21 protein-coding genes and 1 tRNA gene are annotated in these 17,915 nt (G+C 73.3%); 10 read left to right on the forward strand and 12 right to left on the reverse strand.

Features of this window, described 5'->3' with window-relative positions; translation table 11 throughout:
• The first annotated feature begins 47 nt into the window (after positions 1 to 47).
• From ACWD4O_RS22510 to ACWD4O_RS22525, 4 genes are read left to right on the forward strand one after another with little or no spacing between them, the layout of a single operon-like run.
• A complete protein-coding gene (locus ACWD4O_RS22510) occupies positions 48 to 416 on the forward strand; it encodes a DUF4333 domain-containing protein (protein WP_451282198.1) in 369 nt (122 codons plus the stop codon).
• Between the two features lie 28 nt (positions 417 to 444).
• Positions 445 to 1,128 carry an ABC transporter ATP-binding protein gene (locus ACWD4O_RS22515; protein WP_451282200.1) on the forward strand — a complete coding sequence of 228 codons (684 nt, stop codon included), beginning with the start codon at positions 445 to 447 and terminating at the stop codon, positions 1,126 to 1,128.
• A 32-nt stretch (positions 1,129 to 1,160) separates the two neighbouring features.
• The gene (locus tag ACWD4O_RS22520) at positions 1,161 to 3,179 is read left to right on the forward strand and encodes an FtsX-like permease family protein (protein ID WP_451282202.1); all 2,019 of its coding nucleotides are present in this window, start codon (positions 1,161 to 1,163) and stop codon (positions 3,177 to 3,179) included.
• Between the two features lie 31 nt (positions 3,180 to 3,210).
• A complete protein-coding gene (locus ACWD4O_RS22525; protein ID WP_451282204.1) occupies positions 3,211 to 3,921 on the forward strand; it encodes a response regulator in 711 nt (236 codons plus the stop codon).
• Positions 3,922 to 3,925: 4 nt separating this feature from the next.
• Here the strand turns inward: ACWD4O_RS22525 and ACWD4O_RS22530 are convergent, their stop codons facing one another.
• The gene (locus ACWD4O_RS22530; RefSeq protein WP_451282206.1) at positions 3,926 to 4,795 is read right to left on the reverse strand and encodes a Cof-type HAD-IIB family hydrolase; all 870 of its coding nucleotides are present in this window, start codon (positions 4,793 to 4,795) and stop codon (positions 3,926 to 3,928) included.
• Positions 4,796 to 4,917: 122 nt separating this feature from the next.
• Between ACWD4O_RS22530 and ACWD4O_RS22535 the strand changes: the two genes are divergently transcribed.
• From ACWD4O_RS22535 to ACWD4O_RS22555, 5 genes are all read left to right on the forward strand, one after another.
• A complete protein-coding gene (locus tag ACWD4O_RS22535; RefSeq protein ID WP_451282208.1) occupies positions 4,918 to 5,709 on the forward strand; it encodes an SAM-dependent methyltransferase in 792 nt (263 codons plus the stop codon).
• A gap of 61 nt (positions 5,710 to 5,770) precedes the next feature.
• On the forward strand, positions 5,771 to 7,174 hold the full coding sequence (locus ACWD4O_RS22540; protein ID WP_451282209.1) for a glutamine synthetase: 1,404 nt from the start codon (positions 5,771 to 5,773) through the stop codon (positions 7,172 to 7,174).
• A gap of 1 nt (position 7,175) precedes the next feature.
• Positions 7,176 to 8,312: an amidohydrolase family protein gene (locus ACWD4O_RS22545; protein WP_451282211.1), complete on the forward strand. Its 1,137-nt coding sequence runs from the start codon at positions 7,176 to 7,178 to the stop codon at positions 8,310 to 8,312.
• Positions 8,313 to 8,336: 24 nt separating this feature from the next.
• On the forward strand, positions 8,337 to 8,867 hold the full coding sequence (locus ACWD4O_RS22550; RefSeq protein ID WP_351918651.1) for an NUDIX hydrolase family protein: 531 nt from the start codon (positions 8,337 to 8,339) through the stop codon (positions 8,865 to 8,867).
• Positions 8,868 to 8,872: 5 nt separating this feature from the next.
• Entirely contained in the window at positions 8,873 to 9,289 is a 417-nt protein-coding gene (locus ACWD4O_RS22555) for a (2Fe-2S) ferredoxin domain-containing protein (protein WP_451282213.1), read from the forward strand.
• Positions 9,290 to 9,414: 125 nt separating this feature from the next.
• Here ACWD4O_RS22555 and ACWD4O_RS22560 read toward each other — a convergent pair whose 3' ends face one another.
• From ACWD4O_RS22560 to tdh, 8 genes are all read right to left on the reverse strand, one after another.
• Entirely contained in the window at positions 9,415 to 10,194 is a 780-nt protein-coding gene (locus tag ACWD4O_RS22560) for a sigma-70 family RNA polymerase sigma factor (RefSeq protein ID WP_451282215.1), read from the reverse strand.
• A 157-nt stretch (positions 10,195 to 10,351) separates the two neighbouring features.
• Positions 10,352 to 10,428, reverse strand: a tRNA-Pro gene (locus ACWD4O_RS22565).
• Between the two features lie 109 nt (positions 10,429 to 10,537).
• A complete protein-coding gene (locus ACWD4O_RS22570; protein WP_351918621.1) occupies positions 10,538 to 10,897 on the reverse strand; it encodes an MmcQ/YjbR family DNA-binding protein in 360 nt (119 codons plus the stop codon).
• A 30-nt stretch (positions 10,898 to 10,927) separates the two neighbouring features.
• A complete protein-coding gene (locus ACWD4O_RS22575; protein ID WP_451282218.1) occupies positions 10,928 to 11,458 on the reverse strand; it encodes an N-acetyltransferase family protein in 531 nt (176 codons plus the stop codon).
• Positions 11,455 to 12,030 (reverse strand): helix-turn-helix domain-containing protein, encoded by a 576-nt coding sequence (locus ACWD4O_RS22580; protein WP_451282220.1) that lies wholly within the window; start codon positions 12,028 to 12,030, stop codon positions 11,455 to 11,457. The genes ACWD4O_RS22575 and ACWD4O_RS22580 overlap by 4 nt, the downstream gene beginning before the upstream one ends.
• Before the next feature lie 112 nt (positions 12,031 to 12,142).
• Positions 12,143 to 13,045 (reverse strand): LysR family transcriptional regulator, encoded by a 903-nt coding sequence (locus tag ACWD4O_RS22585; RefSeq protein ID WP_451282222.1) that lies wholly within the window; start codon positions 13,043 to 13,045, stop codon positions 12,143 to 12,145.
• A gap of 21 nt (positions 13,046 to 13,066) precedes the next feature.
• The gene (locus ACWD4O_RS22590) at positions 13,067 to 14,260 is read right to left on the reverse strand and encodes a glycine C-acetyltransferase (protein ID WP_351918629.1); all 1,194 of its coding nucleotides are present in this window, start codon (positions 14,258 to 14,260) and stop codon (positions 13,067 to 13,069) included.
• Between the two features lie 51 nt (positions 14,261 to 14,311).
• Positions 14,312 to 15,340, reverse strand: a complete 1,029-nt coding sequence (gene tdh / locus ACWD4O_RS22595) for an L-threonine 3-dehydrogenase (RefSeq protein ID WP_451282223.1) — start codon at positions 15,338 to 15,340, stop codon at positions 14,312 to 14,314.
• A gap of 285 nt (positions 15,341 to 15,625) precedes the next feature.
• Between tdh and ACWD4O_RS22600 the strand changes: the two genes are divergently transcribed.
• Positions 15,626 to 16,249 (forward strand): GPP34 family phosphoprotein, encoded by a 624-nt coding sequence (locus ACWD4O_RS22600; RefSeq protein WP_451282225.1) that lies wholly within the window; start codon positions 15,626 to 15,628, stop codon positions 16,247 to 16,249.
• Positions 16,250 to 16,265: 16 nt separating this feature from the next.
• Here the strand turns inward: ACWD4O_RS22600 and ACWD4O_RS22605 are convergent, their stop codons facing one another.
• From ACWD4O_RS22605 to ACWD4O_RS22615, 3 genes are all read right to left on the reverse strand, one after another.
• Entirely contained in the window at positions 16,266 to 16,835 is a 570-nt protein-coding gene (locus tag ACWD4O_RS22605; RefSeq protein WP_451282227.1) for a GAF domain-containing protein, read from the reverse strand.
• Between the two features lie 61 nt (positions 16,836 to 16,896).
• Complete coding sequence (locus tag ACWD4O_RS22610) at positions 16,897 to 17,565, reverse strand: GTP-binding protein (RefSeq protein ID WP_351918636.1); 669 nt, start codon at positions 17,563 to 17,565, stop codon at positions 16,897 to 16,899.
• A complete protein-coding gene (locus tag ACWD4O_RS22615) occupies positions 17,543 to 17,914 on the reverse strand; it encodes a DUF742 domain-containing protein (protein ID WP_358804165.1) in 372 nt (123 codons plus the stop codon). Before ACWD4O_RS22615 ends, ACWD4O_RS22610 begins: the two co-directional genes overlap by 23 nt.
• Position 17,915 lies beyond the last annotated feature (1 nt).

A 17,915-nucleotide genomic window follows, 5' to 3' on the forward strand; every position in this document is an offset into this window, starting at 1 on the left:
GGCGGGCGAAGGTGGAGCCACTTCCCACCCACCTCCAGGAGGTCGTCATGAAGTCCACCAAGTTCCTCGTCGGCGCGATCGGCGGCGCCGCCGCCGTGGTCGCCGTCGGCGGTCTCGGCACCCAGCTGCTCTCCGGCACCGAGTCGACCACCGTGCTCGACGCGCACAGCACGGTCCAGGTCGACGGCCACAAGGCCCTCTCCGCGAACATCGTCGCGGGCCGCACCCAGAGCAAGTACCACCCGCTGCCGTGGGTCGGCGAGAAGGTCACCGTGAGCTGCCCGACCGGTCTGAAGGCCGTGGCCGGGGCCACCGTCACCTGCGTCGGCACGCAGGCGGGCGGCAAGGCCGTGGACATCCCGGTCAGCGTGGTGAAGGCCACCGCCGACTCGGTGACCTGGAAGTTCGAGCGCTGAGAACGCCGAGAAAGGGCGACGGGACATCATGAGCACCGTTCTGGCCGGACTCGGCCTGGTGAAGAAGTACGGCTCCACCACCGCTCTGGACGGCGTCGACGTGGAGGTCGGCGAGCGCGACTCGTTGGCGATCATGGGGCCTTCCGGGTCGGGCAAGTCCACCCTCCTGCACACCCTCGCGGGGATCGTCCGCCCCGACGGCGGCACGGTCCTGCTGCGCGGGCAGCGGATCGACAAGCTCGGCGAGGAGAACCTCAGCGCCCTGCGCCGCAAACGCTTCGGGTTCGTCTTCCAGTTCGGCCAGTTGCTGCCCGAACTGCCCGCCGAGGAGAACGTCGCGCTCCCCCTGATGCTGGAGGGCGTCCCGCGCAGAGCGGCCGTCGAGCGGGCCCGCCGCTGGTTCGCCCCGCTGGGGCTGGACGGTCTGGAGCAGCGCCGCCCGGGACAGCTGTCCGGCGGGCAGGCCCAGCGGGTGGCGATCGCCCGCGCCCTGGCCGCCGAGCCGGACGTGGTCTTCGCGGACGAGCCGACCGGCGCCCTGGACCAGCGCACCAGCGAGGAGGTCGTCCGCCTCCTCACCGCCGTCACCCGCGAGCAGGGCGCCGCCCTCGTCATGGTCACCCACGACGCCGACGTCGCCGCGCACTGCGCCCGGATCCTCCAGGTCCGGGACGGGCGGATCAGCGGCTACAGCCAGTACACGGTCGCCTGACCGGCCCCGCCCAGGAAATCCCGGAGAACCCCATGCGCTCCCCCGTCCTGCCCCTGACCTGGCACCTCGCCCGATCGTCCGGCCGTCGCGGCCTGCAGAGCCAACTGCTGGCGGCCGGGGCGGCCGCCGTCGGCGCGTTCGTCCTGCTGGTGATGATCGCCGCCACCCTCGGCGCCGGCGCCCGCGCCGACCACACGGCCTGGCGCACCCCCGTGCCCGACCGGCACGGCACCGCCGTCCAGGCGCTCGCCACGACCTACGTCCGCCACCAGCCGATCGACGTCGTCTCGCTGGCCCAGCTGCCCGGCCGCGCCCCGACGCCCGCGCCACCCGGCCTGAGCTCCTTCCCGAAGCGGGGCGAGGTGTACGTCTCGCCGGCCCTGGCGAAGCTGTTGCGCGAGCTGCCCGCGAGCCGACTGGCCGACCGGTTCCCGAAGCCGGCGTCCTACGGCACGATCGGCGCGGCCGGTCTCGCCTCCCCCGACGAGCTGGTCGCGGTGGTGGGCCGGGCGCCGACCGACCCCGCGATGTCCGCGGCGGCCGCACAGGGCGCGAGCTGGTTCGACGACGGACAGGCCGCGCGAGCCGTGGTCTCCGGGTTCTCCGGCGGCCGGGCGAGCCTGGCCACGGACACCGATCAGTCGGCGACGGTGCTGGGCCTCGTCCTGCTGGCGATGCCGGTGGTCGTGCTCTCCGCGGCGGCCGGGCGGCTCGGCGCGGCCCGCCGGGAACAGCGGCTCGCCGCGCTGCGGCTCGCCGGGGCGACCCCGCGCCAGATCCTGGCGATGACCGCAGTGGAGGCGACGGCCGTCGGCGCGGCCGGCGCGCTGACGGGCGCCCTCGCCTATGCGGCCCTGTTGCCCGCCCTCGCCGAAGTGCCGTACGGCGTCGGCGGCTGGTACCCGGGGCAGCTGTGGGTGGGCCTGCCCCGGCTGGCTGCGGTGGTGGCCGCGGTGACCGTCCTCATCGCCGTCAGCGCGGTGTCGATGCTGCGTCAGGTGGCGACCTCGCCCCTCGGGGTGGCGCAGGAGGCGAATCCGCGCCGCACCCGGGCCGTTCGCCTCATGGTGTTCCTGGCCGCCCTGGGCTACATCTGGCAGACCACGGGGAGCGGCGGAATCACGAACCGGCAGGCACTGGTCCTGCTGCTGATGTTCTACGGCACGTTCTGGCTGTTCGGCCCGTGGGTCGTGGACCGGCTGGGCCGGATCGCCGGCCGGTTCGCCCGCCGGCCGGCCACCCTGCTGGCGGCCCGCAGGCTGAGCGACGATCCGCGCGGCGCCTGGCGCACCGTCAGCGGCCTGGTGCTGGCCGGGTTCGCGGCCGGGTTCTTCTCCGTCAGCACGGTGGGCGGCGTCGGCACCCCGTACGAGCACCGGGTCGGCGTGCTCACGGCGTCCGCCGCCGAGGCCCGGCAGAGCGTCGCCGAGGCCCGCGCCCTGCTGCGGCGGGCCGGTGTCACGGCGACGGTCACCGTCGGCGAGGAGGAGGACTACGACACTCTCCTGGCCGGCGGCCCGGGCGTGATCGCCCAGGTCACCGGCGGGCCGGGGCAGATCGACGCCGCCCTCACCGCGCTCACCCCGCTCACCTCCGCGGGCTCGGGCCATCTGCCTTACGGCGAGGACTACGCGACCGCCCGGGACCGGACCGTCACCGACCGCCTCGCCGACGTCAGCAACGCCACCCTCGCGCTGAGCTTCCTGGTGGCCGCCGCCTCCGCCGGACTGACCGCTGCCGCGGGCGTCCTGGACCGGCGGCGCGTCTACGGTCTGCTGCGGCTGGCCGGCACCCCGCTGAGGACGCTGAACCGGGCCCGGATGCGCGAGACGGCCCTCCCGCTGGTCGTGCTGGCCGGCGGGACCACCGCGATGGGGGTCTACGGCTCCTACAAGCTCAACCACGCGGTCGGCGCAGCGATCGACACCGCGGGCTTCGTGCAGCTGGCCGGCTGCGCGGTCGTCGGAGCGCTGGCGATGTTCGCCGCCGTCGGCGCCGGCCGACCGCTGCTGCGCAAGGTCACGGCCGATCCGGCCCAGGCCGCGGACTGAACCCCACCGACCCTTGAGGCATCATCGAGCCATGACCGCCCCCGCCCCGTCCGCAGCCCCCATCCGGGTCCTGATCGCCGACGACCAGGACATGGTCCGCACCGGTTTCCGGTTCTTCCTGGACGCCCAGCCGGACATCACGGTCGTCGCGGAGGCCGCCGACGGCGAGGAGGCGGTGGCGCTGGCCCGCGAGGTGCGGCCGGACGTGTGCCTGCTGGACATCCGGATGCCGAGACTGGACGGTCTGGAGGCCACCCGGCTGCTGGCCGGACCGGACGTCGCGGACCCCCTGCGGGTGGTCGTGGTCACCACCTTCGACCTGGACGAGTACGTGTACGGGGCGCTGCGCGGCGGCGCCTGCGGCTTCCTGCTGAAGGACTCCGGGCCCACCCTCCTCGCGGAGGCGGTCCGGGCGGCCGCCGCGGGCGACTCCCTGGTCTCCCCGTCGGTCACCGTCCGCCTGCTCCAGCATCTGACCGCGCCGCAGACCCCGCAGCCCCCGGCGGCGGCCGCCCGCCCTGCCGTGCCGCCGCTCACCGATCCGCTGACCGACCGTGAGCTGGACGTCGTCCGGCTGGTCGCGCTGGGCCGGACCAACGCGGAGCTGGCCGCCGAGCTGTACGTGTCCCTCTCGACGGTGAAGACGCACCTGTCCAGCGTGCAGCTCAAGCTGGGCGCCCGGAACCGGGTCGAGATCGCGGCCTGGGCCTGGCAGCACGGTCACGCGCAGCCCCGGCCCTGACGGGTCAGAGGCCGGCGACCGGCAGGTCGAGCAGACGGACCACGGTGCGCAGCACGCCGTTGTCGTTGTTGGACGGCGCCAGATGCCGGGCCCGGCGGACCACCTCGGGGTGGGCGTTGGCCATGGCGAACGACCACTCGGCGGCGTCCAGCATCTCCAGGTCGTTGAGGTAGTCGCCGAAGACCAGGGTCTGCGCGGGCGTGATGCCCAGCTCCCGCTGGAGCCGGCGCAGGGCGGCGCCCTTGTTCGCGGTGCGGTTCATGACGTCGACCCAGTGCTCGCCGGAGACCACGACCTGGTGGGTGTCCGCGAAGGGCGCGAGGGCCGGTGCGGTGGTCCGCTCGGCGGGCCCGAAGTCGAACAGGGCGACCTTGATCACCTCGTCGTCGACGTCGGCGACGTCCTCGACGACCTGGTGACGGAGGTAGTACTTGCGGACCTCGGCCAGGAAGGCCTCGTCGGCCCGCTCGACGTACGCCGACCGCTTCCCGCAGACGACGGCGCCCACGTCGACGCCACCGGCCGCGAGCCGGCGCACGGCGTCGACGAGCCGCCCGACCACGCCCGGCTCCAGCGGGTCCGAGCTCAGTTCCTCGCCGTCGCGGACCACATAGGTGCCGTTCTCCGCGATGAACACCATCCCGTCGGCCACCGCGGCGAACTCGCGCTCCAGCGAGGCGTACTGCCGTCCGCTCGCCGGGCTGAACAGCACCCCGCGCTCGCGCAGCCGCGCCAGCACCTCCCAGAGTCCGTCCGGAACCTGCTTGTCGTCGTCGAGGAGTGTGCCGTCCATGTCGGTGACGACCAGGCGTATGTCGGCGGGGCCCGCCGAGGGCTCGGGGGCGGTCGGCCGGGGGGCGTGCGAGTAGGGCATGTGCTGCTTCCTGGTACGGGATCACCGGATTTTCACCCTACCGGGGACAGCGGTGATCATCCGGCGGCACAATGGCCGGATGAGGCCCGTGACACGGGCAGGACGTGGGAAGGGGCGGTCACGTGAGCGGGCCGACGCGGCTGGACACCAGCGTGGCGCACAACGCGCGGGTGTGGAACTACTGGATCGGCGGCAAGGACAACTACGAGGTCGACCGGGGGGTCGGCGAGCACGTCGCCGGCATGTTCCCGCTCATCCGGGAGATCGCCCGCGCGGACCGCTGGTTCCTCGGCCAGGCGGTGCGGTTCCTCGCCGAGGAGCGCGGGGTGCGGCAGTTCCTGGACATCGGCACCGGGCTGCCGACGGCCGACAACACCCACGAGATCGCGCAGCGCGTCGCGCCCGAGTCGCGGATCGTGTACGTCGACAACGACCCCATCGTGCTGGCGCACGCGCGCACGCTGCTGACCGGCACGCCCGAGGGCGTCACCGACTACATCGACGCCGATGTGCACGATCCGGCCGCGATCCTCGAACGCGCCTCGGCCACCCTGGACTTCGAGCGTCCGGTCGCGGTGATGATGCTGGGCATCCTGAACTTCGTCCTGGACGTGGCGGAGGCCAAGGAGGTCGTCCGCAACGTGATGGCCGAGGTCCCCTCCGGAAGCTTCCTGGTCCTGACGCATCCCACGTACGACGCCGAGGTGGGCGGCGAGGGCCAGATCCCGGCGATGAAGTTCTGGAACGAGAACGCCAAGCCGCCGATCACGGCCCGTAGCGGCGCGGACATCACCGCGTTCTTCGACGGGCTGGAGCTGCTGGAGCCGGGCCTGGTGTCCTGCTCGCGCTGGCGCGGCGAGGCCGACTCCCTCGCGGTGGTGCCGCAGTACGGAGCGGTGGCCGTGAAACCCTGACGGACATGACGCACGTACCGGATGTAACGGGTGTGCCGGACGCACCGCTCGCGGAGGACGTATGACGACCCTTGCCGATCCCGTCCCCGGCGGGCGTCCCGGAGACGTCGAGCGGGCGACCGCGCTCGGCGGCGAGCTGTCCGCGCGAGGCGTGCACGGCGTCGTCCTGGCCTACGTCGACACCGCGGGCGTGGGCCGGGTGAAGACGATCCCCACGGCCGCCCTGGTCTCGGCGGCGGCCTGGGGCGTCGGCATGTCGCCGGTGTTCGACACGTTCCTGGCGAACGACCACATCGTCACGACCGACGTGCTGGGCTCCCCGGACGGCGACCTGCGGCTGTACCCGGACCTCGACCGGCTGACAGTCCTGGCGGGGCAGCCCGGCTGGGCGTGGGCGCCGGTCGACCGGATCACTCAGGACGGCGAACGGCACCCGGGCTGCTCCCGCACCTTCCTGCGCCGCGTCGTCGCGGACGCGGCCCGCGCGCACGGCGTCGCCTTCAAGGCGGGCATCGAGATCGAATGGACCCTGGGCCTGGACTCCGCGCCCGCAGGGGAGTTCGTCCCGGCGACCACGGGACCGGCGTACGGGGCGATCCGGCAGGTCGAGCTGAGCGAGTACACGGCCGAGCTGCTCGCCGCGTGCGCGGCGCAGGGCGTGGACGTCGACCAGATCCATCCCGAGTACGCGCCCGGCCAGTTCGAGATCTCCGTGGGCGCCCTGGACCCGGTGGCGGCGGCCGACCGCAGCGTCCTGGTCCGCCAGACGATCCGCGCGGTGGCCCGGCGCCACGGGCTGCGGGTCTCCTTCTCCCCCGCGGTCGTCGCGCAGGGCGTCGGCAACGGCGGCCATGTCCACCTCTCCGGCTGGCGGGACGGCGTGAACCTGCACGCCGGCGGCGACCGGCGGCACGGTCTGACGGCCGACGCGGAGGCCTTCGCGGCCGGTGTGCTCGCCCGCCTGCCGGCCCTCACGGCGGTGACCGCGCCGAGCCCGGCGAGCTATCTGCGTCTCAAACCCTCCCAGTGGGCCGGGGTGTTCACCGCCTGGGGCCTGGAGGCCCGCGAGTCGGCGGTGCGCCTGGTGCGGGGCACGGCGGGCCGGCGCGCGGAGCAGGCGAACCTGGAGGTCAAGCCGGTCGACCTGGCCGCCAACCCGTATCTCGCCCTCGGCTCCCTGATCGCCGCCGGGGTGGACGGGCTCGCGGCGGGCGCCGCCCTGCCCGAGGAGAGCGCCGGGGATCCGGCGCGGCTCGGCGCCGAGGAGGCCGCGGCCCGGGGCGTGCGCCGACTGCCGACCTCGCTCGCCGAGGCCGTCGTGGAGTTCAGGAAGGACGAGATGCTCAGGGACGCGCTCGGCCCGGTCCTCGCCGACGCGGTGAGCGCCGTCCGGCAGGGCGAGATCGACGCCGTCGACGGGCTCGACGACGAGCAGGTGGCCGCCGCCTACCGCTGGAAGTACTGAGATGACCGGCGGACCGATCCACGAGGCGCTCGCCGAGCTGGAGTTGGTGGACCACCACTGCCACGGCGTCGTCACCGACCCGCTGTACCGGACGGACTTCGAGGCCCTGCTCACCGAGGGCGGGCGGTGGCCCGGCTTCTCGACCTTCGACACCCCGGCCGGGGTGGCCGTGCGCCGCCACTGCGCACCCCTGCTCGACCTGGAGCACCACGCCCCCGTCGACCTCTACCTGGCCCGGCGGGCCGAACTGGGCCCGCAGGAGGTGAACCGGCGGTTCCTCAGGGCCGCCCGGACCGCCGTGTTCTGCGTCGACACCGGGTTCGCCCCGCACCGCGTCACCACACCCGCCGAACTGGCCGAGACCGCCGGATCGGCGGTCGCCCATCAGGTCGTGCGGCTGGAGTCCGTCGCGGAGGCCGTGGCCGCGCGGGGCGTCGAGGCCGACGGGTACGCCGACGCGTTCCGGGCCGCCGCACTGGACGCGGTACGGCGGCCCGGGGTGGTCGCGGTGAAGTCGGTGGCCGCCTACCGCACGGGCTTCGACCTCGACCCGGCCCGGCCCTCGGAGACCGACGTCACCCGGGCCGCACGGCACTGGCTGGCGCGCGGCGGGCGGCTGGACGAGCCGGTGCTGGTCCGGCATCTGCTGTGGACGGCCGTCGATCTGGGGCTGCCCCTCCAACTGCACACCGGGTTCGGCGACAACGACATCCGCCTGCACCGGGTGGACCCCACGCATCTCACGGACTGGCTGCACCTGACGGCGGGCACGATCCCGGTACTGCTCCTGCACTGCTGGCCCTACCAGCGACAGGCCGCCTATCTGGCCGCGGTGTTCGAGCAGGTGTACCTGGACGTGGGGCTCACGCTGCACCATGTGGGCCCGCCGCGAGCACGGGCGGTGCTGGAGGAGGCGTTGGAGATCACACCGTTCCGCAAACTGCTGTACAGCTCGGACGCCTATGGTGTGGCTGAGTTCTACCGGCTCGGCGCGCTGGCGTTCCGCCGCGGCCTGGGGGATCTGCTCCAGGACCGGGTGGACGCCGACGAACTGGGCCTGCCCGACGCGCTGCGCCTGGCACGCTGGGCCGGAGCGGACAACGCCCGCCGGGTCTACCGGCTTCCCGACGGACACTGAAAGTATGATCAAGCAATGTCTGACTTGACCGAAACCACGCCGGGTTGGCTGAGCTCCGACGAGCTCGAGATGGCGCGCGCCCGTATGCCGATCCTGTACGTCGAGGCCGTGCCCGTGCGCGTCGACGACAGCGGCGAAGTGACCAGCATCGGCCTGCTGCTGCGGATCGGACCGGACGGCAATGTCAACCGGACCCTGGTCTCCGGCCGGGTCCTGCACCACGAGCGCGTCCGGGACGCCCTGCTGCGCCACCTGGAGAAGGACCTCGGCCCGGTGGCCCTGCCCCGGGTGCCGACCTCGCTCCAGCCGTTCACGGTGGCCGAGTACTTCCCCACGCACGGCGTCACCCCGTACCACGACCCCCGCCAGCACGCGGTGTCGCTGGCCTACATCGTGCCGGTGACCGGTGACTGCCGGCCCCGGCAGGACGCGCTGGACCTGGTGTGGTTCAGCCCGCAGGAGGCCGCGTCGCCCGCGGTGCAGAGCGAGATGCCGGGCGGGCACGGGTTCCTGCTGCGGCAGGCCCTGGCCCACGTCGGCCTCTCGGCCTCCTGACCGGGATGGTCCCTGCTCAACGAGCGCTGATCGGGGCTGCGGCGAGCCGCCCCTGCACCCTCGTGGTGTGCAGGGGCTGCTGCTGCGGCGACGCCCGCAAGCACCCCGGCTTCGACCACGACCGGCAGCTGGAGCGGCTGCGGTCGGCGGCCGCCGCGTCGGGCGGCGCCTTCGCGGTCCGGACGACGGACTGCCTCGGCCCCTGCGACCAGGCCAATGTCGTGGTCGTCCAGCCCTCGGCCGCGGGCCGCCGGGCGGGCGGCCGGGCCACCTGGGTCGGCTTCGCCATGGACGACGACGGCACGGAGGAGATCCTGGCGTGGGCGGCGGCGGGCGGCCCCGGCGTCACCGCCCCTCCGGTGGCCCTGGAGCTGCAGTTCATCGAGCCTCCGCGGAACGCGCGGGTCCGCAGCCGTCGTTGAGGCCCGTCGCGCCACGGACAGGGCTCGAGAAACGTTCCGGCGGGGCGGCCCGTTCGTCGGTGCCGATGGCGCTGGGCACGGCGGCGGAACCCTGCCGACCCCGACCGCCCTCACGGCCGGCTCGCTCACCCGCGGCCCGGTCCACGTCGCGGTGGCCCGCCTGACGAAGGTCGACGGACTGCGCTCCCTGCGAGGTCTGCGGGGTCCGCGCCGAGCACAGGCTCGCCCGCCTCGGTGAGCTGTGCGGCCAGGGTGGCGCGGGCGCGGGCCACGCGTGAGCGGACGGTGCCCACGGGGCAGTCGCTCACCTCGGCGGCCTCCGCGTAGGGCAGTCCCAGCAACTGGGTCAGCACGAACGCCTCCCGCCGGTCCTGCGGCAGCGCGGCCAGCAGATCCAGCAGGGCGACGCCGTCGTCGAACCCGGGCAGCCCGCGCGGCTGGGCCAGCTCCACGGCCGTCTGCCAGTCGGCCCCGTCCGACAGTCGCGGCCGGGCGGCGGCGGACCGGTAGCTGTCCATCACCGCCCGGCGCGCGATGGACAGCAGCCAGGCCCGTGCCGAGGAACGCCCCTCGAACCGGTGCAGAGCGCCGAGCGCCCGCAGGAAGGTGTCCTGCGCCAGATCGTCCGCCGCCTGCGGATCGGCGCTGAGATGGGCGACGTACCGCACCACGTCACGGTGCAGCGCACGCACGAACCCCTCGACGGCCGCCGCGTCCCCGCCCCGGGCGGCCAGCGCCAGCGCGGTCGTCGACTCGTCGGCGGGCGCCGCCTTGCCGGCCCGCTTCGCGCGCCCGGAGCCGTACGGTGCGCCGTGCGGTACGCCGTGCTGTGCCCGGTGCTTCTCGGCCTTGACGGTCTCGTGGAACCTGCGGTGTCTGTCGGCCTTGTCGTGCCCTGCGCTCATGGCGCCTGATCCTGGCAGCGGAGCCGTGGGCGTCAGGCAGGGTTGGGCGAATCCACAGGCAGCCCGGCGGACTCACAGCCAGGGCAACGGACCCGGACAACACGACGAAGGCCGCTTCCACCTCCGTGGAAACGGCCTTTCCGACCTGCGATGAAGCTGGTCGGGACGACAGGATTTGAACCTGCGACCCCTTGACCCCCAGTCAAGTGCGCTACCAAGCTGCGCCACGTCCCGTTGCCCATCTGACCTGGGGTTTCCCCTGGCCGAACGCGCATGGAAACAATACCGCACTCGGGTCGATGGTCGCGCACCCGTTTCTCGCCGCCCCGGCCGCCGGGCGCTGTCAGTCCTCCGGGGCCACGCCCAGCTCCGGATACGCCTCCAGCAGTCGCGTCGGGGCCGCCTGCCGCCAGGAGTCGGCGAGGATGTCCCGCAGCTCCTCCTCGTCCTCCAGGGCGGACAGACGGGCCCGTACCCAGGCGAACTGGGCCTCGTGGTCGGCGATCCAGAACTTCCCGGGCTCGGCGAGCACCAGTTCGTCGCGCTCCTCCTTGGGGCAGCGCACGGCGAGGGAGGTCTCCTCCTCGGGCAGGGTGGCGAACATCTTCCCCGCGACGCGGAAGGTGGGCATGCTCCAGGCGATCTTCTCCGTGGTGTCCGGCAGGGACAGGGCGATACGACGTACGTCTTCGGCGTCCGGCATGCTTCGCACCGTATCCGCTGCCACTGACAGTCACCCCACGGCGATGCGCTTGTAGTACAGGGTGGTCGGCCGGAGCACTCCGGAGGGGCTCGCCGCGTAGTCGGGGATCACCCCGGCGCCGGTCCACCCGGTGGCGCGGTAGAGGTGTTCGGCGGGGCTGTCGGTCTCGGTGTCCAGGTGGAGCAAGGTGACGCCGGCCGCGGCGGCGGCCTCCTCGGCCAGGGTCAGCAGGGCGCGGCCGAGGCCCTTCCCGCGGGCGTCCCGGTGGACCATCAGCTTGACGAGTTCGGCGCGGTGGCGGCTGTTGGGCTTGTCGGCGAAGGCGAGGCTGACGGTCCCGAGGACGCGGTCCGCGTCCTCGGCGGCCCAGACGGCGAGCCGCCCGGCGGCCACCCCCTGCGCCCGTTCCCGCCACCAGGCGACGGCCTCGGCCCGGTCCAGCGGGGCGAGGAAGCCGACCGAGGCGCCGCCGTCGACCGTGTCGATCAGCAGGTCGGCCAACTCCTCGACGCGATCGAGCAGTCGGGCGGCGTCGAGACGGGTCGCGCAGACGTCGGTCACGGCAGCACCACCGCCAGCGCGTAACGCGCCTCCGCGTCCCCCGCGCACCGGAACCGGGTCGGCCCCCACACCCGCAGCCGCAGACAGTCCCCCGCGTCGAGGTGATGCTCGGTGTCCTCCGCGGTCACGGCGAGGGCGCCGTCGAGCACCCAGATGTGCTGCTCCAGGCCCGCCACGGGCGGCCGGTCATAGGCGAGGTCGGCGCCCACGGCGAGCCGTCCCTCGACCAGTTCGGCGCGCAGCGCGGGGTGCGGCGGCGACACCGAGCGCCGGACGAACCCGGAGGCCCGGTCCGCCCAGACGGACTGCTCGCCGGCCCGCACCAGCGGCGCGGGCTCCGCCTCGACCTCGCTGAGCAGCCGGGACATGGTCCGTCCGTAGACCTGGCACAGACGGTTGAGCAGCGAGGCGGTCGGGCTGATCTCCGCCCGCTCGGCCCGCGACAGGGTGGACCGGCTGATCCCGCTGCGCTCCGCCAACTCCCCCAGCGACCAGCCGCGTTCGGACCGCAACTCGGCCAGCCGCGCGGCCAGGCGCGCGTCGACGGGGTCCGGGGGCTCGACTGCATCCACGACATCTGTTTCGCGTCTCACATCTGGGAAACTATCCCGAATGTGAGACAACAGCGTTACGGACTTCTCACGCGCAGACTCCGCACGCGCACGCGACTCGCACGCGGGCGACTCACACGCGGGCGGCCTCGCCGAGCGCATCCAGCACCGGCCGGATCAGCGGATGCTCCTCCGCTCCCCGGCGGACGGCCGCGAAGACCCGTCGGGTGGGCGCCACCCCGTCGACGGGCCGGACGACCACTCCCGTGAGGTCCATGCCGCGCAGCGCCGACCGCGGCACCAGCGCCACGCCCGCGTCGGCCGAGGCCAGCGCGACGACCGCGCGGAAGTCGTCCGAGGAGTGCTCCAGACGGGGCTGGAAGCCGGCGCTCTCACAGGCCAGGACGACCACGTCATGGCAGGGATTGCCGGGGTAGGGGCCGATCCAGATGTCCTTGGCCAGCTCGGCGAGGGGCACCTCGGGGGCGTCGGCGAGGCGATGGGCGACGGGGACGACCGCGTCGAAGGGCTCGGCGTAGAGCGGGATGTGCGCGAGCCGCGGGTCGTCGGCGGCCGGGGCGCCGCGGTACTCGACGGCCACGGCGACGTCCACCTGCCGGTCGAGCACCATCGGCAGGCTGGCGTCGCCCTCGGCGTCCTGGACCCGGATCCGTATCCCCGGGGCCGTGCCCGCGAGCCGGGCCACCGCGGGCGCCACGACCAGGGCGATGCCGGTCGCGAAGGCGGCGACCGTGACCGTGCCGGCCGCGCCGGAGCTGTAGGCGGCCAGCTCGGCCTCGGCCCGCTCCAGCTGGGCGAGGACGGCGTTGGTGTGCGCGAGCAGGATCTCGCCGGCCGGGGTGAGCCGTACGCCCTTGGCGCTGCGCTCGACCAGCCGGTGGCCGGTCTCCTGCTCCAGGGCCGTCAGCTGCTGGGAGACGGCGGACGGGGTGAGATACAGCGCGGCGGCCGCCGCCGTCACGGTGCGGTGGTCGGCCACCGCACGGAGGATGTGGAGCCGCCGCGCTTCGATCATGGGATCGATTATTGCAATATGTCAGGCTTCCATCTGCGCCCGTGCCGCGACGAAGGCGTCCACGGCACGGTTCACGTCGGCCGTGGAGTGCGCGGCGGACAGCTGGACGCGGATGCGGGCCTTGCCCTGCGGGACCACCGGGTAGGAGAAGCCGATCACGTACACCCCGCGCTCCAGCAGCAGTTCGGCCATCCGGGCCGCCTGCGCCGCGTCGCCGATCATCACGGGGGCGATGGCGTGGTCGCCGGGGAGGATGTCGAAGCCCGCGTCCGTCATCCGACGGCGGAACAGGGCCGTGTTCTCGGCCAGCCGTACGCGCAGGTCGTCGGCCGACTCCAGCAGGTCGATGACCTTGAGCGAGGCGGCGGCGATGACCGGGGCGAGGGTGTTGGAGAACAGGTACGGGCGGGAGCGCTGGCGGAGCAGGGCGACGATCTCGGCGCGTGCGGCCACGTAGCCGCCGGAGGCGCCGCCGAGCGCCTTGCCCAGCGTGCCGGTGACGATGTCCACGCGGTCCATCACGCCGTGCAGCTCGGGGGTGCCGCGGCCGCCGGGGCCGACGAAGCCGACGGCGTGCGAGTCGTCGACCATGACCATGGCGTCGTAGCGGTCGGCGAGGTCGCAGATCTCGGCGAGCGGCGCCACATAGCCGTCCATGGAGAAGACGCCGTCGGTGACGACCAGTCGGCGCCGCGCGTCGGACGCGTCCTTCAACTGCCGTTCCAGATCCTCCAGATCACGGTTGGCGTACCGGAAACGGCGGGCCTTGGACAGCCGGATGCCGTCGATGATCGAGGCGTGGTTGAGGGCGTCGGAGATCACCGCGTCCTCGGGGCCGAGCAGCGTCTCGAAGACACCGCCGTTGGCGTCGAAGCAGGAGGAGTACAGGATCGTGTCCTCCTGGCCGAGGAAGGCGGACAGCCGCGCCTCCAGCTCCTTGTGCACCTCCTGCGTGCCGCAGATGAAGCGCACGGACGCCATGCCGTAGCCCCAGCGGTCGAGGGCCTCGTGGGCGGCGGCGATCACCTCGGGGTGGTCGGCGAGGCCGAGGTAGTTGTTGGCGCAGAAGTTGAGGACCTCGCCCGGCCGCCCGCCCGCGGTCACGGCCACGGTCGCCGACTGGGGGCTGCCGATCACCCGCTCGGGCTTGTGCAGACCGGCCGCGCGGATCTCGTCGAGGGTGGTGCGCAGGTCGTCGCGCACGGAGTCGAACATCTCAAAGCTCCTAGAGACGCAGGTGGGTCGGGAAGGGACGGTGCGGGGCGACTACGCCGTCCAGTCGAGGATGACCTTGCCGCCGCGGCCGCTCGCCGCGTCGGCGAAGGCCGCCTCGAAGTCGCGGTACCCGTAGCGGCCGGTGATCACGGGGGCGAGGTCGAGACCGCCCTCCAGCAGCACCGACATCGCGTACCAGGTCTCGAACATCTCGCGGCCGTAGATGCCCTTGATGGTGATCATCGAGGTGACGATCCGGGACCAGTCGACGGGGAACTCCTCGGCGGGCAGCCCCAGCATGGCGATCCGGCCGCCGTGCGTCAGGTTGGCGATCATGCCGCGCAGCGCCTCGGGCCGGCCGGACATCTCCAGGCCGACGTCGAAGCCCTCGCGCAGCCCCAACTCCCGCTGTCCGTCGGCGATGGACGCCTGCGACACGTTCAGCGCGAGGCTCGCGCCGATCTTGCGGGCCAGCTCCAGCCGCTCCTCGCTGACGTCGGTGACCATGACGTTGCGGGCGCCGGCGTGCCGGGCGACGGCGGCGGCCATCAGGCCGATCGGTCCGGCGCCGGTGATCAGGACGTCCTCGCCGACGAGCGGGAAGGACAGCGCGGTGTGCACGGCGTTGCCGAACGGGTCGAAGATCGCGGCCACGTCGAGGTCCACCGCGACCCGGTGCACCCACACATTGGACGCGGGCAGGGCGACGTACTCCGCGAAGGCGCCGTCGCGCCCGACGCCGAGGCCGACGGTGGCCCGGCACAGATGGCGGCGCCCGGCGAGGCAGTTGCGGCATTTGCCGCAGACGAGATGCCCCTCGCCGCTGACCCGGTCCCCCACGGCGATGTCGGCGACGTCCCGGCCCGTCTCGACGACCTCGCCGACGAACTCGTGCCCGAGCACCAGCGGCGTGCGGATCGTCTGCCGCGCCCAGCCGTCCCAGGACCGGATGTGCAGATCGGTGCCGCAGATGCCGGTGCGCAGCACCTTGATCAGCACGTCTCCGGGTCCGATCTCGGGCTCCGGAACGTCGGTGAGCCACAGCCCGGGCTCCGCCTTCTCCTTGACCAGTGCCTTCAACGCAACGGCTCCCGTGATGAGGGCCCGGGCGCGGACAGGCCGACAGGCCCCGCATCCGGGAAGACGTGTGGATTCGTGCAGCAATCTGCCGCACACCACCGGCCCAGGTCCATCGAGCTTTTCTTAAGCACCGCCACAGCTCTGCTTCACACGAGTGCACCGCACACGCGTTCGCATCACACGAGTGGCCTCGCTCCCGTGGACCGGCTTTCCCGCACACCACGCTGGGGCGTGACACCCTGGACCGCAACCCGCACGAGCCGGCCGACTGACGTGGAGCCCCTGATGACCACAGCACGGGACCTGATGATCGTCGCGTTGGACGTGACACCCGACGTCACGCCCGTGCGCGAGGTCGGACAGGGCGATCTGGCGCTCGCCCTCGCGGGCGCGGAGGCGATCGACCTGCTCCGGGCCGAAGCGCTCACCGTGGAAGACGACCTCCTGGTGCCCGGCCCGCCCGCGGAGCAGGAGCCGGACGATCCGCTGCTGGCCGAGGCCGCGTCGTCCCTCGTCCGGGAGGAGCCGTACGAGTCGGTCGAGGACTGGCTGTGGCGCCGGGGCAGCGGCCTGTCCTCGACCTACACCGACCGGCTGGAGGCGGACGGACTGATCGGCCGGCCACGCGGGCGCCTGCTCGGCGTCCGGTCCATGCGAACGGCGCCCGTCGACTCGCCGGCCCGTCGGCGCGCCACCGCGCGCTGGGCGTCGGACGAGCCGGTCCTCGCCGCGCTGGCCACCGCCGTCGGTCTGCGCGAGGAACCGGCCGACGGCGGCCCGGACCGCCTCGACGACGCGGTCGTGACGATCCTGGCGGCGGTCGGCGACGCGGTGGCGGAACTCGATGCCGTCCGGCGCCGTCGGTCCATCGAGGACGCGGCCTTCGGCAATGTCTGGCGGGCCTTCTGACCCGGGCTCCGGAGGCTCAGGGCGGGAATCCGCCGCTCTCCCGTCGTTGCAGCCGGCCGGCGAGATCGGCGGCCGTCGCCTTGATGGTCTCCAGGCCGGCCCTGCCCCAGGGCCGGGGCGCGAGGTCGGCGACGCACACCGTGCCCAGCACCATGCCGGTGGTGTCGATGAGCGGGGCGCCGAGATAGGAGCGGATGCCGTACTCGTCGACGACCGGGTTGCCGGCGAAGCGCGGGTAGTCGCCCACGTCCTCCAGGACCAGCGCCTTGCGCCGTACGACGACATGCGGGCAGTAGCCGTAGTCGCGGGGCAGCCGGCGGCCCACCGCGGGCTTGCCGCCCCGGGCGGCCCGGCCGCCGTGCGGGGTGTGCAGCCCGGCGAAGAACTGGCGTTCCTCGTCGAGGAAGTTGACCATGGCGTACGGCGCTCCGATCACCTCGGCGAGTCGGTCCGCGAAGGCGTCCAGGGCGGGCTCCGGCTGTTCCCCGAGGCCGAGTCGGCGCAGCCTGAGGGCACGGGCGGGGGCTTCCTTGTCCTCCGGGGTGAGCAGCAGACGACCGGTCGGGCGCGACGGGTCGTAGCTCATGTCCGGGTTCCGTCGCTGTGGACGTACGTCATATGCGGCTCCGGGGCGTTGGGTGCGGGCGTCACATGTGGGCGCCGCGGCTCGGCTGGGGTGCGGCCGGTGCGTGGGCGATGAGGTGTCTGACGAGGGTGAGCAGGGTCTGGACGCCGGAGGCGGAGATCCGGGCGTCGCAGCGCACGATGGGGACCTCCGGGTCCAGGTCGATGGCGGTGCGTACCTCCTCGGGGTCGTAGCGGTGGGAGCCGTCGAACTCGTTGACGGCGATGATGAAGGCGAGTCCGCGTTCCTCGAAGAAGTCGACGGCCGCGAAGCACTCCTCGAGCCGACGGGTGTCGGCGAGGATGACCGCGCCGAGGGCGCCCTCGGACAGTTCGTCCCACATGAACCAGAACCGTTCCTGGCCCGGTGTGCCGAACAGGTAGAGGACGTGGTGCGGGTCGAGGGTGATCCGGCCGAAGTCCATGGCGACGGTCGTCTCGACCTTGTTCTCGATGCCGTCGAGGTTGTCGGTCGCGGCGCTGACGGTGGTGAGCAGTTCCTCCGTGCTGAGCGGCGCGATCTCGCTGACGGCGCCGACGAAGGTCGTCTTGCCGACCCCGAAGCCGCCCGCGACCAGGATCTTCAGGGCGGTGGGGAAGGGGTCGGGGCCGTTGCCGTCGGGAGCGCCGTGGTCACGGTGATCGCCGTACGTGTCGTGATCGTCGCAGTCAGAGCTGTCGTCGTAGTCCATCGAGCACTGCCTCCAGTAGGGCCCGGTCGGTGGGGTTGTTTTGGAACTCGGGGGGCTTGGTGGTCAGCGCCCCGCAGTCGAGGAGGTCCGACAGCAGCACCTTGGTGACCGCTGCCGGCAGCTTCAGATGGGCCGCGATCTCGGCGACCGACACGGGTGCACGGGTCAGCTGGAGCGCGGTCGCGTGTTCGGGGCCGAGATAGCCGAGGGGGGTCGCCCCGGTGGCCATCACCTGGGACATGAGATCGAGGGCGACGCTGGGCTTGGTCCGGCCGTTGCTGACCGTGAAAGGGCGCACCAGCCGTCCGGCCGCGTCGTCGAGCCAGGGCCCGTCGCCGGCCGCCGCCACG

This window comes from Streptomyces sp. NPDC002623, assembly GCF_053592635.1.

Excerpts from the sequence above, each read along its gene's own strand:
- ACWD4O_RS22510 (WP_451282198.1), top strand. The coding sequence starts at position 48 with ATGAAGTCCACCAAGTTCCTCGTCGGCGCGATCGGCGGCGCCGCCGCC.
- ACWD4O_RS22515 (WP_451282200.1), top strand. The coding sequence starts at position 445 with ATGAGCACCGTTCTGGCCGGACTCGGCCTGGTGAAGAAGTACGGCTCC.
- ACWD4O_RS22520 (WP_451282202.1), top strand. The coding sequence starts at position 1,161 with ATGCGCTCCCCCGTCCTGCCCCTGACCTGGCACCTCGCCCGATCGTCC.
- ACWD4O_RS22525 (WP_451282204.1), top strand. The coding sequence starts at position 3,211 with ATGACCGCCCCCGCCCCGTCCGCAGCCCCCATCCGGGTCCTGATCGCC.
- ACWD4O_RS22530 (WP_451282206.1), bottom strand. The coding sequence starts at position 4,795 with ATGCCCTACTCGCACGCCCCCCGGCCGACCGCCCCCGAGCCCTCGGCG.
- ACWD4O_RS22540 (WP_451282209.1), top strand. The coding sequence starts at position 5,771 with ATGACGACCCTTGCCGATCCCGTCCCCGGCGGGCGTCCCGGAGACGTC.
- ACWD4O_RS22545 (WP_451282211.1), top strand. The coding sequence starts at position 7,176 with ATGACCGGCGGACCGATCCACGAGGCGCTCGCCGAGCTGGAGTTGGTG.
- ACWD4O_RS22555 (WP_451282213.1), top strand. The coding sequence starts at position 8,873 with ATGGTCCCTGCTCAACGAGCGCTGATCGGGGCTGCGGCGAGCCGCCCC.
- ACWD4O_RS22560 (WP_451282215.1), bottom strand. The coding sequence starts at position 10,194 with ATGAGCGCAGGGCACGACAAGGCCGACAGACACCGCAGGTTCCACGAG.
- ACWD4O_RS22570 (WP_351918621.1), bottom strand. The coding sequence starts at position 10,897 with ATGCCGGACGCCGAAGACGTACGTCGTATCGCCCTGTCCCTGCCGGAC.
- ACWD4O_RS22585 (WP_451282222.1), bottom strand. The coding sequence starts at position 13,045 with ATGATCGAAGCGCGGCGGCTCCACATCCTCCGTGCGGTGGCCGACCAC.
- ACWD4O_RS22590 (WP_351918629.1), bottom strand. The coding sequence starts at position 14,260 with ATGTTCGACTCCGTGCGCGACGACCTGCGCACCACCCTCGACGAGATC.
- ACWD4O_RS22600 (WP_451282225.1), top strand. The coding sequence starts at position 15,626 with ATGACCACAGCACGGGACCTGATGATCGTCGCGTTGGACGTGACACCC.
- ACWD4O_RS22605 (WP_451282227.1), bottom strand. The coding sequence starts at position 16,835 with ATGAGCTACGACCCGTCGCGCCCGACCGGTCGTCTGCTGCTCACCCCG.
- ACWD4O_RS22610 (WP_351918636.1), bottom strand. The coding sequence starts at position 17,565 with ATGGACTACGACGACAGCTCTGACTGCGACGATCACGACACGTACGGC.